Raw genomic sequence first — 14,162 nt, 5'->3', positions numbered from 1 at the left:
GGGGGGGCGGCCGCCCACCCGCGCCTAACACCGGGCCCGCACCCGGCGGGGGGGCCCACCACACGGGCCCCCCGCTACCGGTTCCGTACGTACCCTCCGCGCTCGTGGTCCCTCAGTCCGCCTGGCCCTGGGACTCCTCCACCAGTGCCGTCTGCATCAGCTTCGCCCGGCGACGGGCGATATGCAGCGCTCGGCCCGGAGGGAGGTTCCGGGGCTTCGCGTTGCCGAAGAGACGGCCCTCCGTTGGCGGGCAGGAGAGGAGGACAGCGGGGTTGTTGGCCTCGTCGAGGCGGCGGATGAGTCCGTCGCTGAGGCCGCGGCCGGCGCCCATGGCACTGCGGGCGACCACCAGGTGCAGGCCCATCTCGAAGCCGAGCGTCAGGTACTCGAAGAGCGGCTCCATGGGGCTCTGGAACGAGCTGCCGGAGACCATGTCGTAGTCGTCGATCAGGATGAACAGACGCGGGCCGGTCCACCAGTCGCACTTGCGCATGCGGCTGGGGGCGATGTCGGCGCCGGGGACGCGGGTCTTCATCGCCCTGGCCGCGCCCTCGATGGTCTCCTTGAGGTTGTCCAGGGAGATCACGTGTCCGATGCGGTACTCCTCGGGGACGGTGTCCACCAGGGTGCGGCGGTAGTCCACCACGATGATCTTCGCCTCGGCGGGGGAGTAGCGGGCGGTGATGCCCGCGGTGATGGCGCGCAGCAGGTTGGTCTTGCCGCTCTCGGTGTCGCCGACCACGATCAGGTGCGGGGTGCGGCTGAAGTCGTGCCAGACCGGTTCCAGGGCGTCCTGGTCGATACCGAGAGGCAGGCGCATGCCGCCGCCCTCGGTGGACTCGGGCGCGGGGAGTTCGGCGAGCGGGAGCAGGTGCGGCAGCATCCGCACCTGCGGGGCCGGTGCGCCGGACCAGTGCCGGGCGACCTCGGTGACCAGGTGGGCGACGCCCTCGCCGAGGTCCTCGAGGGAACCGCTGCCGTCCAGCCGGGGCAGGCCGGCGAGGAAGTGCATCTTGCTGTCGGCGGTGATGCCGCGACCGCCGCTGCGCGGCACCGAGCGGGCCTTGCGGGTGTCGATCTCGGAGTCCATCGGATCCCCCATCCGCAGTTCCAGGCGGGTGGCGGACTGGTCGCGCACCTGCGCGGACAGTTCCACCCAGCGGGTCGTGGTGATGAGCAGGTGGATGCCGTAGTTGAGGCCGCGGGCGGCCAGTTCGTTGAACTTCGGGATCAGGTCGTCGTAGTCCTGGCGGACCGTCGACCAGCCGTCGACCACCATGAACACATCACCGAACGGCTCGTCGGGGAACTCCCCGGCTGCCCTGCGGCGGCGGTAGGACTGCATGGAGTCGATGGTGTGGTCCACGAAGAACTGCTCGCGCCGGGCGAGCAGCGTCATCACCTCAGCGACCGCCCGGTGCACCCGCTCCGGGTTGAGCCGCGCCGCGACGCCGCCCACGTGCGGCAGCGCGGCGAGCTGCGAGAGGCCGCCGCCGCCGAAGTCCAGGCAGTAGAACTGGATCTCGGCGGGGGTGTGGGTGAGGGCGAGGGCGCCGATCAGGGTGCGGGTGAGCGTGGACTTGCCGCTCTGCGAACCGCCCGCGATGGCGACGTGGCCGCCTGCCCCGGACAGGTCCACGATCAGCGGGTCGCGGCGCTGCTCGAAGGGCTTGTCCACCAGGCCGACCGGAACCCGCAACTTGCCGGTGCCGGACCAGCCGGTAGCGGTGAGGCCGCGCTCGGGGTCCGGAGCGATGCCGGGCAGCAGGGCGTCCAGCGGGGACGGCTCGTCCAGCGGAGGCAGCCACACCTGGTGGGCGGCGGGGCCCGAGTCGCGCAGCCGGTCGAGGGCCACGGCGAGCAGCGTCTCCTCGTCCTCCTCGGTCTCCGGCTCCGGTTCGGGCGCCGCCTCCAGCGTGCGCGGCACCACCCAGCCGCTGGTCCACGGCACCACCTGGCTGGCCACCCGTGCCTGCACCACCGCGCCGGTGCGACGCCGGTAGGTGCCGGAGGAGTAGGCCGCCCGGAAGCGGGTCAGTGACTCCACACCGGACTTCAGATAGCCGCTGCCGGGCTGGGCCGGGAGCTCATAGGCGTCCGGCACACCGAGCACGCCGCGGCTCTCCATGGCGGAGAAGGTGCGCAGGCCGACCCGGTACGACAGGTGGCTCTCCAACTGGTGCATGCGGCCCTCGTCCAGGCGCTGCGAGGCGAGCAGCAGGTGCACCCCGAGGGAGCGGCCGAGGCGGCCGATCATCACGAACAGGTCCATGAACTCCCGGTGCGTGGAGAGGAGCTCGCTGAACTCGTCGACCACCACGAACAGGCTCGGCAGCGGGGTGAGGTCGGCCCCCGCGGCGCGGGCCCGCTCGTACTCCAGGGCGGAGGTGTAGTTGCCGGCCGAGCGCAACAGCTCCTGGCGGCGCATGAGCTCGCCGTGCAGGGCATCCTGCATGCGCTCCACCAGCGCCACTTCGTCGGCCAGGTTGGTGATGACGGCGGAGGTGTGCGGGAGTTCCTCCAGGCCCAGGAAGGTGGCGCCGCCCTTGAAGTCGACCAGGACGAAGTTGAGGGTCTCGGAGGAGTTGGTCAGCGCGAGGCCGAGGACGAGGGTGCGCAGGAGCTCGCTCTTGCCGGAGCCGGTGGCGCCGATGAGCATGCCGTGGGGGCCCATGCCGCCCTGTGCGGACTCCTTGATGTCGAGTTCCACCGGGCGGCCGTCCACACCGACCGCGACCGGAACCCGCAGCCGCGCGGCGCCGGTGTGCCGGGCGAAGAGCGTGGCCGGGTCGTGCCGGTGCAGGTCGGGGATGCCGAGCAGGGTGGTCAGTTCGACGTCGCTGTCCAGTGGCTGCGCGATGTCGGTGCCCAGACTGATCCGGCGGGAGGTGAGCAGCCGGGCCAGCGACTCCGCGGCGAGCGGGCCGAGCCGGTCCGGGCGGCCGAGCGGCACGGAACGCTCCTTGCGGCTGCGGTCGGTGCGCACCAGGCTCACCCGGTCGGGACCGACGGTCAGCCGCAGCGTGTTGCGGCCGGGCCGCCAGCGCAGCGCCCCGGAGACGTCGAGGACCACGGCGCTGCGGTAGCCGTGCCCCTCCCAGCGATGGCCCTCGGGGACGGTGACGCCGTCCAGGACGACGACGGTGTAGGGCTCGTCACGACCGGGGCGGGCATCCGCGTCGAAGCCGGGACGCTCGGCGAACTCGGCGCCGAGCAGGTCGTCCAGCTCGGTGAGGTCGGCGGTGATCCGGCGGACCTGACCCGCGCCGTCCTCCTCGTGCGGGTGCAGCGCGTGCGGCAGCCACTTGACCCACTCCCAGTCGGGCCGCCGCTCGTCACTGACACAGACCGCGATCCACAGCTCCTCGGGCGCGTGGAACACCGCGAGCTGACCGAGCGCGGCGCGCACGAGAGCGCGTACGGCGTCGGTCGGGTCCTCCACCGGGGCGCCGCCCTCGGCCCGGGCCCCGCCGGTCTCCCCGGCCGGCGGGAGGACCGGCTCGGCGGTCGCCCGGCCCGGAGTCTCCTCGGGGCGCAGCAGGATCCGGGCCGAGGAGCGCAGATAGAGGCCGAGGGGCTGTTCCGGGACGGTGGAGTAGGCGCGGATGAAGCGGCGCAGGGCGTGGGCGCAGAGCGGTTCGAGGTCCTCCACCGGTCGGGTGGAGACCGGGTGCAGGGTGAGCGCGAGCTGCTGCTCGCCGACCGCGAGTCGGGCCTCGCCGAAGTCCTCGTCGGTCGGACGGCGCTCCCACAGCCGCGAGGTGCGGGCCAGCGAGCGCAGCGAGGCGGGGTCCGGGTGGCGCCAGGCGAGCGCACGCTGCTGCTCCACGATCGTGGCACGGACCCGCTTGCGGGTCTGCGCCAGATAGCGGAGGTAGTCGCGGCGTTCGCCCTTCAGGCGCTGCTTGCGCTCGCTGGAGCGGCGCATCAGCTGCCCCAGCAGCATGGCACCGGCGGAGAGCGCCATGACGCCCATCGCCAGATACATGAAGACGCCGTTCCCGCCGCCGGGGCGCAGAAACATCAGCATCATGGACACCGACATCAGCGCCATCGGCAAATAGGTCCATATCGCCGAGGTGTCGGGCGCGGTCTCGGCGAGGACCGGTGGCTCCTGAAGGGTCAATTGACCCTCGGGCATCTCCGGTCCGCGTCTGCGGGCCGGCCGGCGAAACAGCACCACACTCAAGGAACAGAACCTCCGGTTTCACTGCCTTTGTGGCCCGCACCGAATACCGGCACGCCCGGTAGCGGGAAAGACCGCACCGAGCTGATTCTCCGGGTGCCGCATGACGCGGTGAACGCCGGGGTGAATGTTTCGAGCGGATAGCGGGGACGGTCAACTCCCGTGAAGGACAACTCCATACCGGACAATGAGTCCGGTCCGCAGCACGATCCGGCGGGCATAGGCAGTAGTCTGCATTCACGGAACGCCACCTGTCCACGTGGGAGAGGCGGTCGCTGGCCGCGCGGACACAATTCCCCAGCCCGGTACCCCCGTTCCTGGCCGCGCCGGCCTTCCGTACTCTTCGCGGGTCCCCTCTCCCGGGGAAGTCCACCTGTCAAAGCCCCCACGGAAGACGAGAGTTCAGCTGATGACCGACAGTGCGGTGGCCGAGCTGTGCCGCCTGACCGTACGTGCGCCGAGCGTCTCCGTCGATCTGGCCGTGCCCGCCGACGTGCCGGTCGCCGATCTCCTGCCGACGCTCCTCCGTTATGTGGGCGAGGAAGCCGAGGAGGCCGGTCTCGACCATGCCGGCTGGGTGCTCCAGCAACTCGGCGGCGCCCCGCTCGACGAGGAGACCACCCTCGCCCACGCCGGGTTCGCCGACGGCGCCGTGCTCTACCTGCGCCCGCACACCGAGGCGCTGCCCGAGGCCCGGCTCGACGACCTGGTGGACGGGATAGCCGACACCGCGGGCCGGAAGCTGCACACCTGGCACCCCGAAGCGGCCCGCGGACTCCTGGTGGGCACCGCGGTGGCGACCGTGGCGGCCGCCCTCGCGCTGGTGCTCTGGCCCGGGGCGACCGGTTCCGAATCCAACCAGGTCGCCTACGCGGCCGTGACCGGGCTGCTGCTGCTCGCGGGCGCGGGCTCGGCCAGCCGCGCGGTCGGCGACCGCCTCTCCGCGACCGCGCTCGCCCTGCTCGTCGCGCCCTGCCTGGCGCTGGCCGGCTGGCTGCTGCCGGGCGGAGACCTCACCGGCCCCGACGCGGCACAGGTCGCGGGCGCACGGCTCCTCGCGGCAGGCGCGGCCGGAGCGGGCGGCGCGGTCCTCGCGCTCGCCGCCACCGCGGTCGGCGCCCCGGCCCTCTTCGCCACCGCGCTGGTCTCGGTGGCGACCGCGATCGCCGGGGCCCTGATGGGCTACACCGGCCTGGACGTACCGGCCTCGGTGGCGCTGGTGGCGACCGTGGTCGCCCTCGCCGCCGGAGCGGTGGCACCGTTCGCCTTCAAACTGGCCGGGATGCGCCTGCCCGCGCTGCCGTCCTCCGCAAGCCAGCTCCAGGAGGGCATCGAGCCCTACGCGGGCGACGAGGTCGCCGAGCGCACCGAACTGGCCGGGCGCTGGGTCACCGCGCTCTTCGCCGCCACCGGCATCATCGCCGCGGCCGCCCTGGTCGTCCTCACCGACCACCCGAACCTGCCCGAGGTGCTGACCTCCGTCGGGCTGAGCCTGCTGCTGCTCCTGCACTGCCGCGGCCTGGTGCACATCGGGCAGCGGCTGACCCTGGCCGTACCCGGCGTCTGGGGGCTGCTGCTGCTCGCCCGCTCCTGGGCGGTGGACGACCACGGCGACGGACGCGTACTGGTCTTCGTGGTGCTGCTTGCCGCCGCGGCCGCACTCGTGATCGCCGCCTGGACGGTGCCCGGCCGCCGGGTGCTGCCGTACTGGGGCCGCGCGGCGGAACTGGCGCACACCGGCTTCGCGGTGGCGCTGCTGCCGCTCGCCTTCTGGGCGGCGGGGCTCTTCGGCTGGCTGCGCGGCCTGTTCGGCTGAGCACACCCCTACGCCGCGGCATGGAGAAGGAGTTGAGGAGAGGCCGTGCAGTCCAAACGAGACCAGGTACACGCCCACACGTTCATGATGGGCAGGCTCAGCTCGAGCCTGCTGATGGCCGACCCGGACGCCCCGGAGAGCCCGCTCGGGCGCACCACCCGGGGCGTGGTCTTCGGCGTACTGGTCACCGTCCTGATCGGCGCGGGCGCCACCGTCTACGGCCTGCTGCGCCCCGGCGGGAACGACGGCTGGCGCGACGGCAAGCACCTGGTGGTCAACCGTGACACCGGCGCCCGATATCTGTGGACCGGCACCGACGGCGTACTGCACCCCGTGCGCAACTACGCCTCGGCGAAGCTGATCGGCGGCTCCGACCTGGCGACCGCGGACGTCCGTACGCCCTCGCTGCAGGGCGTCCCGGTGGGCGCCCCGGTCGGTATCCCCGGCGCCCCGGACGCCGTGCCCGGGGCCGGCCAACTCGACGACGGCGCCTGGCACATGTGCGTCACCGGTCCTGACGGGGCGCTGCCCAACACCTCCGGCGTCGTGACGACCAGCGGGGTGGACAAGCCGGGCGCCACCACCGTGGCGGCCGGGATGCCCCTGGACTCCCGCGGCATCGGCCGCGACCGCGGTGTGCTGGTACGCGGCCCGGACGACACCGAGTACCTGGTGTGGCGGGGCAGTAGGCTGCCGCTGGACCGTGCCTCCGACGCCCGCAACGCCCTCGGTTACGGCTCCCAGCAGCCGATGCGGGTCTCGGCGGCCTTCCTCGACGCGCTGGCACCCGGCCCCGCCCTGAAGCCGCCCGCGGTGGCGGGGCGCGGCGAGGAGGGCCCCGAACTCGGTGGTGAGGCCAGCCGGATCGGCCAGCTGTTCAAGGTCAGCGTGCCCGGCGGCGGCAGTACCTACCACCTGCTGCGCAAGGACGGCCTGGTGCCGCTGACCCGGCTCGGCGCCGCCCTGGTGCTGGGCGACCCGGCCACCCAGAAGGACGCCTACCAGGGGCAGTCGCCCGAGGCGCGCACGGTCGGCGCGGACGCGCTGCGCGAGCACCGGGCGAAGGATGCGGGCTCCGCCGGATCCGCGGAGCTGCCGGACGCGCCGCCGCTCCCGCAGTCCGCGGACCGCGGCACCGCGCTCTGCGCGCAGGTGGACGGCGACAATGGCGGCGTGCGGATCAGGTCGGTGCTGGTCCCGCTGACTCAGCTCGCCCCGGTCGCGGTGTCGGAGGGCACGGCCCAGCCGCTGAAGCCGCCCTGTGTCCCGACGGACGCCACGGTGGTACGGCCGGGGCACGGCGCTCTGGTCCGGGCCCTGCACGCGAGCGGTGCCGCGCACGCCGGAACCACCTATCTGGTGGCGGAGAACGGCGTGAAGTACCGCGTCTCCGCAAAGGAATCGCTGGCAGCACTCGGGTACGAGGCCGCGGACATCGGCTCGGTCCCGGCACCGCTGCTGGCGGCCTTCCCCACCGGCGCGGACCTCGACGCGACCGCCGCGGCCGGCGCCACCGAACCCAAGGTGACGGCTCCCGAGTGCGGCGCCGCCGATCGGTCGGAGCAGCCCGGGAAGACCGAATAGGCGGACAAGGCGGACAAGGCGGACAAGGCGGATGGGGCGGATGGGGCGGATGGGGCAGGCAAGGTGGACGCAGCGGGGCGGCGCTTCACAGAGCTGACACCACACACCGATTCCGGCAAGGAACACATACGGCGCCGAGGGAAAAGAAAAGAAAAGGACGCCCGGAGGGAAACATCAGGCCGAACTCGGCGCAGATGGCGCGAAGTCGCCGAGTCGGAGGAGTTGTCGCGGTGCCGCATACGAAGGCGAAACCTCAGGAGAAGCTCAAGTAATTCGGCCCGGCGGTACCCGGGGAACTCCGCGAGTACGCGCGCATTGCCGGGTTCGGACCTTCCCGATGACCGTTCGGTCTCTTCGCGTGCCCGCTTTTCGCCCGTTCGGGGGTGGACCTGCGGACGGTCACGTCCTGCCTGCCCGTCGTTCGGGCGCACCTGTTCATCCTGCTGCAATGTTCGCACAACTCCGTTGCCGTACAGGCGAATTCTTCCGAACCGGCCGTTGCTCACATCTTCCGTGCACGCGTTGCGCGGAACCCTGTTTTCTCTTTAGCCTCAGCGGGCAACGGTGCGACGAGACGCGCCTGAACGAAGGGAGCGTGACATGGCGGACAGTGCCGCGAGGAAAGCGGATTATGCCAAGGGCTTGGGGGGCGTCTCCTCTCTGGAGTCGGCCCGGAACCAGGTCGAGAAGATCCAGGACAACGTTGCCCAGATCGCCGCGCGTTCGGGCGTCGGTGGCGACGAGGGCCAGGCCCTCTTGAAGCTCTTCCGTAGCTGGAACACCGAGGCACAGAAGGTCGTCGTCCAGATCAGCACGATGATCGACGCGCTCCAGGAGAACGTGACCTCCGCCAACCGCCTGGCGAAGGAGAACGAGGACCTGACCGAGGTCCTCAACAGCAAGACCAGCCAGGGCGTCTTCGAAGCACTGCGCTGAACCACCCGCGGTACCGGCCCTCTTCGACAGGGCCGGACTTCGTGAGCTTCCCGGGCCCGGCGCCCGGCCTTCGAGAGGAGACGTCATGGCCGACGGCATCATCGACGTGCAATACCCCAAGGTTCAGCAGGCCATCGAGGAGTTGATGGAACAGACCCAGGGGATCATCACGACCCTCAACAACCTGGAGGACGAGCTGAAGCCGCTCGTCACCTCCTGGGAGGGTGCGGACCAGGAGAAGTACCGTGAGGTCCAGGCGGAGTGGGACAACGCCACCAAGAACATGGCGCGACTGCTCGGTGACAACGGCGAGCTGATCCGGACCATCCACGACAACCACTCCCGTGACGAGCGCAAGAGCGCCGACAACTGGGGCAATGTGCGGGCCCGTTAGGGCCTGGGCCCCGGGCCCGGCCGGGGCTTTCCCCTCGTCCGTCCCGAGGGGCGGGACCCGGCGTCGCGTGCGTGAGGTCGAAGGCGCCGAACCGTCCGCATGGCAGCCCCATGCGGACGGTTGCGGCAAGTGAGGCAACAGGCCGCGCCCTTGCTCCAGGACTCCGGGAAGTACGTGCCGGACGCCGCCGAGCAGACGAGGGTTTCCCGACAGAGACCCGGTGGGCCGACCCCGCGCGCAGGCCCGCCGATCCGTCCCTCGTCCGTACGCCACATGCCCACCGGGTCATCCCGTATCCCCGTCCGGCAACCAAGCAGCAGGAGATCGTCCCATGGCCGGTGAGAAGGCCGACGTCAAGCATTTCGACCTCAAGCAGATGGAGAACTTCCGGGACAACGAGGTACAGCCGGTCTACACCGCCGCGAAGAAGCACCGCGAGGACGGCGACGGGTCCACCATCCGCCCGCTCGGCCAGCTCGTCGACGGGCACACCACCGCGGAGAACCTCGACCAGGACAAACAGCTCCTGCGCATCGGCAAGATGGTCACCGAGCCCCTGGTCTCGGGACCGAAGCTGATCGAGGGCGTGCGCGCCGCGGCCGAGTCCATCGACAAGCTGCTCGGTGACCAGATGGAGCTCTTCAAGGAACTGAAGGAGGCGCTCACGGACACTATCGAGGAGGCGAACAAGACCAAGGACAAGAACCTCGGGGCGATCGACGCGCAGACGCTGCTGCAGACCTTCGAAGAGGTCGACACGCTCACCGCCGGCACCACCGGCGAACCGGAAGACGACTGAGTCAGAGCCTCGCGCGCCGGCAGAGGCCACGGCCGCTCGGCGCGCCCCTGTGAGAGACACACGCCTGCCCATCCGTACGAAGACGCGGTGCGCCGGCACGGACGACAACCGACCAGAAAGGGCGCCCGGTGGCCGATCGGTACGATCCCAACTCCGTCGCCAATCTCGACAAGTTCGACAACGCCGGCGACCCGTCGAGCGACACCTGGGCCACCCTGGTCACCCACATCACCGGCTATCCGGTGCCGGACAGGAACACCGTCTTCGACACGCTCCGATCCGATCACGGCGGCAAGCTCTTCCGGATGGACATCAAGGAGCGCAGCCTCAGCCTGCTCGTCAAGGACTCCGGCTTCCTGACGAACAATGGCGAGGACTACGACATCTGGTTCTTCGACAGCGGCAAGAAGCGGTCGATCATGCAGGCCCGGATCGTCTTCGAGGGCCGCGTGAAGGCCGGCGAGGAGATCATCTTCGCCGGCCCGGGTTCCGACAACGTCCACGACGCCCAGGTCCGTGAGGGCAACGAGTTCACGGACTACAACAAGGACAAGATGAGCACCATCCCGCTCGCCCGGTACATGAACGGGCCGCGGGCGGCGCTCCTCGCCCTGCTGCGAGGCAGCAGCCAGGACGCCCGGTTCAGCAACCTGGGCGTGGCCGGGGGCGACGCGGTGGACCTGAACTCCTTCAACACCACCGGGGACTCCTTCGACTTCGCCGCCAAGTTCTTCAGGGACCACGCGACGGTGCTGAAGGACTGGGAGGACCGTTTCGGCCGGGACGACGCGAGCTGGAAGGGCGAAGCGGCGGAGGTCTTCCGCAGCCTGATCAAGAAGATCCGCGAGAACTACGACAACTACGTCGAGACCTTCGACTCCTCGGTCGGCACCGGCGACGAGACGGGCACCGGCAACACGGTGTACTCACGCGCCCTCTCGCTGGGCCGCAAGTACCTGGAGGACTCCGCCACGAAGCTGCTCGACGCGTGGCTGACCTGGGCGAAGTCCTCGTACTACGACCCGCACCAGGTGCTGCGCTACGTTCTGGACGACCTCGCCCAGTGGGTGGACTCGAACAACGTCGCCAAGACGGACATCACGTCGACCACCACCCGCTACACCACGACCGTCAGGCACAGCCCGCAGGGCGGCTTCTCGCAGGTGCACCCGGAGTACGGCGACCTGACCGACATCGCCAACTGGGCGAAGGTCGGCGACAAGGCCGTCAAGATCTGGAGCCAGGGCGTCGACGAGTACCTGGGCAAGCCCGCCGCCCAGGTGCAGTCGGACCTGAACAACCACTTCATCGACCTCGGCAAGGACTTCTCGGAGAACGTACCCAAGCCGAAGTCCACCAGCACGGCCTCGGAGGAGTACGAGGAGAAGAAGCTGAAGAAGGAGCAGGAGGAGATCAACAGGCAGAACGAGGAGAACCGCAAGTACCAGGATGAACTCCGCGCGGAGCAGGAGCGGCAGCGCGAGGAGGACCGCAAGTACCAGGATGAACTCCGCGAGGAGCAGAACCGGCAGCGGGAGGAGGACAAGAAGTATCAGGACGAGTTGCGCGAGGAGCAGAACCGGCAGCGCGAGGAGGACAAGAAGTACCAGGACGAACTGCGCGGGGAGCAGGAGAAGGAGCAGGAGGAGGCCAAGCGCCTCCAGGACGACCTGCGGAACGAGCAGAACCAGCAGCGCGACGAGGACAAGAAGTACCAGGACGAACTGCGCGAGGAGCAGAAGCGCGAGCAGGAGGGGGCCAAGCGCGAGGCCGAGGAGCAGGCCAAGGCCATGCAGGAGAGCCTCGGCGGCCTCAACGATCCCAACGCGGTCACTACACAGAGCCTCGATGGCCTCGACGACCTGCTGAACCAGAACAACCCGGTCACCGAGAGCCCGGGCGACATCGGCGACGTGAACAGCCAGCTCGGTGACGGCCAGGGGGTCCAGAACGACACGCCGATCACCACGCCCCTTGGCAACCTCGGCGGGTTGAACGCCGGGGGCGGCGGCCCGCTCAAGACCCCGACCGGCGGGACCACCCAGGCCGACGGCGGCAAGCTCACCACCGACTTCCCGGACGGCAGCAGCACCTCCTTCGACCCGGACAGCGGGCTGCTCACCACCACCTCGCCGGACGGCACCGTCACCACGCAGGACCTGGGCGACGGCCTCAAGGTGACGAACCCGGACGGCTCGGTGACGTCCCTCGGTGACGACGGCAAGCTGACCACGACCTTCCCGGACGGCACCACCCAGACCGTCGACCCCGCGACCGGCCAGGGGATCACCACCAACCCGGACGGCACCACCACCACCGAGAACCTCGGCGACCTGGGCAATCTCAACGGCCAGAACAGGCTCGGTGACCTGAACGACCTGAACGACCTGAACGACCTGAACGGTCTGGGTGATCTGGGCGACATCAACTCCGACATCACCACCGAGACGATCGGCGACCTGGGCGACCTCAACAGCGACCGTTCCGGCCTGGAGACCCCAACCGGCGGGAGCACCGAGCTCGACGACAGCGGCGACTTCACCACCACGTTCGCGGACGGCAGCAAATCCACGTTCGACCCGGACAGCGGGTTGCTCACCACCACCGACGCGGACGGCACGACCACGACCACCGACCTCACCCACGGGGCGAAGGTGACCAACTCGGACGGCTCCAGCACCATCCTGGACAACGGCCAGTTGACTACCACCTTCCCGGACGGCAGCACCCAGGTCATCGACCCGGACACCGGTATCGCCACCATCACCGACGCGCAGGGCAACACCGAGACGGTCGACCTGCACGAACTCAACTCGTCGGGCGGCAACAACAGTTCGAGCATCCTCGACGGCCTCGGGGACCTCAACGGGATCGGCGGCGGCACCACCTCCCGCGACGTGCCCCTTTCCGAACTGGGCCTCGGCGGCGGCGTGAGTACCGGGGCCTCCGGCGGCGGCCTCTCCGGGGCGGACTCCCTGTCGTCCTCGGACGGTTTCAGCGCGGCGGGAGTCGCACCCCTCTCGGACAGCACGGCCACCCCGCTCAGTCCGGCCGCCACCACGGCCGCCGCGGCCGGCACCCCTGGCGCCCCCGGAATGCCCGGCAGCCCCGGCATGCCGATGGGCGGCGGCATGGGCGGCATGGGCGCGGGCGGCGACAAGGGCAACGGCGAGCGGGTGCGTGCCGTCCTGGTCGACGCGGCGGAGGAGAGTGAGCGCCGCAACCGCCGTCGCCGCAGTCCGTGGAACCGTCAGGAGGACAGTGACACCTTCCTGACCCCGGCCGCCCGGGTGACGACCACCGGTGGCGGCGACTCCCCCGAGGAGGAGGCGCAGCCGGGCCGCAGGTCCACCAGTTCCGCCGACTATCTGGAGGAGGACGAGGACGTGTGGGGCACCGAGGAGGGCGGCACCCCGGCCGTCATCGGGCGGTGACCAGGGTGCTGGTCCGGCGTGACCACTGGGGAGAGACGAATCCCACCCGGCCCCGGCTTCCCCGACCGAGCCCTCACCAGGCAAGATCAGCGGGGAAGTTGACGGACCTAGGGAGAGACCGACGGAGAAGGGCGGAGCGGGCGTGACGGAACCGCTGGAGAAGCGTTTGGAGAAGGCGATGGCCGAACTCCAGGCGGCCCAGGAGGCGGTCGCGCGCACCGAGCGCGAGCTGCGTCAGGCGTCGTTCGCGGTGCTCTCCTCCGACCGCGCGGTCCGCGCCAGCGTGGGCCCGCAGGGTGAGCTGACCGGGATCGAGTTCCTGGAGAACAAGTACCGCGACATGTCCCCCCAGGAGCTGGCCGCCAGCGTCCTGGAGGCGGCCAACGCGGCACGCGTGAAGATGAACCGGCATGTGATGAAGGCGATGGCGCCCTTCGCCGAGCCCAGCAGCAACGTGCCGGAGCTGAAGGGCTTCGAGCTGGACTGGGAGCGGATCTTCGGCCCCGAGGTCCTGCGCGACGACGACGAGGACAAGGAGCGCGGCGGCCAGGCCGCCCCCGCCTGGCGGGACGCGCTCGGCGAGGACGGGGAGGACTGACGATGGGACAGCGGTACTACGTCGACCCGCAGCGCATCGAGGCTCTGGCGGGACAGCTGGAAGAGATCGGCACCCTGGCCAGAAGCATGACCGAGGAGTTCCTCGACGAGCTGGCTCCGACGGTCAGATGGCCGGGTACGGAGGGCGAGTTCGCCGAGAAGGCCAAGCCGCAGGAGCAGAAGGAGCGGCAGACCACCAAGGACACCATGATGTCCATCCGTGACGCGCTGGTGGGGGTCACCGACGCCACGGTCAGCCAGGTCCGGCTGATGAAGAACACCCGTGACGCCAACATCGAGGACATCGAGCAGAACAACAGAGAGATCGACACCCATGGGCTCGACGGCGGCCCGGGCGGGCATGGCCGCCGCTGACCTCCGCGCCGTCGGCCGCTCCCGCACCATGCCGGGAGCGG

Annotated in this window: 9 protein-coding genes; 8 read left to right on the top strand and 1 reads right to left on the bottom strand. The window is 70.5% G+C overall.

Annotation, left to right across the window (positions count from 1 at the left end; all coding sequences use genetic code 11):
* Positions 1-112: 112 nt before the first annotated feature.
* The gene (gene eccCa / locus ACFWDI_RS35295) at positions 113-4,141 is read right to left on the bottom strand and encodes a type VII secretion protein EccCa (protein WP_385310446.1); all 4,029 of its coding nucleotides are present in this window, start codon (positions 4,139-4,141) and stop codon (positions 113-115) included.
* Between the two features lie 454 nt (positions 4,142-4,595).
* Here eccCa and eccD point away from each other — a divergent pair, with 454 nt between their 5' ends.
* The 8 genes from eccD to ACFWDI_RS35255 all read left to right on the top strand — a co-directional run bounded on the left by eccD (position 4,596) and on the right by ACFWDI_RS35255 (position 14,121).
* A complete protein-coding gene (gene eccD / locus ACFWDI_RS35290; RefSeq protein ID WP_385310444.1) occupies positions 4,596-6,002 on the top strand; it encodes a type VII secretion integral membrane protein EccD in 1,407 nt (468 codons plus the stop codon).
* 45 nt (positions 6,003-6,047) lie between these two features.
* Entirely contained in the window at positions 6,048-7,586 is a 1,539-nt protein-coding gene (gene eccB, locus ACFWDI_RS35285) for a type VII secretion protein EccB (protein WP_385310441.1), read from the top strand.
* Positions 7,587-8,186: 600 nt separating this feature from the next.
* Entirely contained in the window at positions 8,187-8,522 is a 336-nt protein-coding gene (locus tag ACFWDI_RS35280; RefSeq protein WP_108153174.1) for a hypothetical protein, read from the top strand.
* An 85-nt stretch (positions 8,523-8,607) separates the two neighbouring features.
* Entirely contained in the window at positions 8,608-8,916 is a 309-nt protein-coding gene (locus tag ACFWDI_RS35275) for a WXG100 family type VII secretion target (protein WP_108153175.1), read from the top strand.
* Between the two features lie 331 nt (positions 8,917-9,247).
* Entirely contained in the window at positions 9,248-9,715 is a 468-nt protein-coding gene (locus tag ACFWDI_RS35270) for a type VII secretion system-associated protein (RefSeq protein WP_215089262.1), read from the top strand.
* Between the two features lie 128 nt (positions 9,716-9,843).
* Positions 9,844-13,149, top strand: a complete 3,306-nt coding sequence (locus ACFWDI_RS35265) for an AAWKG family protein (protein ID WP_385310438.1) — start codon at positions 9,844-9,846, stop codon at positions 13,147-13,149.
* Between the two features lie 142 nt (positions 13,150-13,291).
* Positions 13,292-13,747: a YbaB/EbfC family nucleoid-associated protein gene (locus ACFWDI_RS35260; protein ID WP_108153178.1), complete on the top strand. Its 456-nt coding sequence runs from the start codon at positions 13,292-13,294 to the stop codon at positions 13,745-13,747.
* Positions 13,748-13,749: 2 nt separating this feature from the next.
* Positions 13,750-14,121, top strand: coding sequence for a hypothetical protein (locus ACFWDI_RS35255; protein ID WP_385310435.1), 372 nt, complete (start codon positions 13,750-13,752; stop codon positions 14,119-14,121).
* The last annotated feature ends 41 nt before the right edge of the window (positions 14,122-14,162 follow it).

The organism is Streptomyces sp. NPDC060064, assembly GCF_042736455.1.
Classification (GTDB): domain Bacteria; phylum Actinomycetota; class Actinomycetes; order Streptomycetales; family Streptomycetaceae; genus Streptomyces.
The sequence above is the reverse complement of the archived record's forward strand: the minus strand, read 5'-3'. Positions and strand labels throughout refer to the sequence as shown.

Coding starts and splice junctions, on each gene's coding strand:
- eccCa (WP_385310446.1), bottom strand. CDS start 4,141: ATGCCCGAGGGTCAATTGACCCTTCAGGAGCCACCGGTCCTCGCCGAG.
- eccD (WP_385310444.1), top strand. CDS start 4,596: ATGACCGACAGTGCGGTGGCCGAGCTGTGCCGCCTGACCGTACGTGCG.
- ACFWDI_RS35280 (WP_108153174.1), top strand. CDS start 8,187: ATGGCGGACAGTGCCGCGAGGAAAGCGGATTATGCCAAGGGCTTGGGG.
- ACFWDI_RS35275 (WP_108153175.1), top strand. CDS start 8,608: ATGGCCGACGGCATCATCGACGTGCAATACCCCAAGGTTCAGCAGGCC.
- ACFWDI_RS35270 (WP_215089262.1), top strand. CDS start 9,248: ATGGCCGGTGAGAAGGCCGACGTCAAGCATTTCGACCTCAAGCAGATG.
- ACFWDI_RS35255 (WP_385310435.1), top strand. CDS start 13,750: ATGGGACAGCGGTACTACGTCGACCCGCAGCGCATCGAGGCTCTGGCG.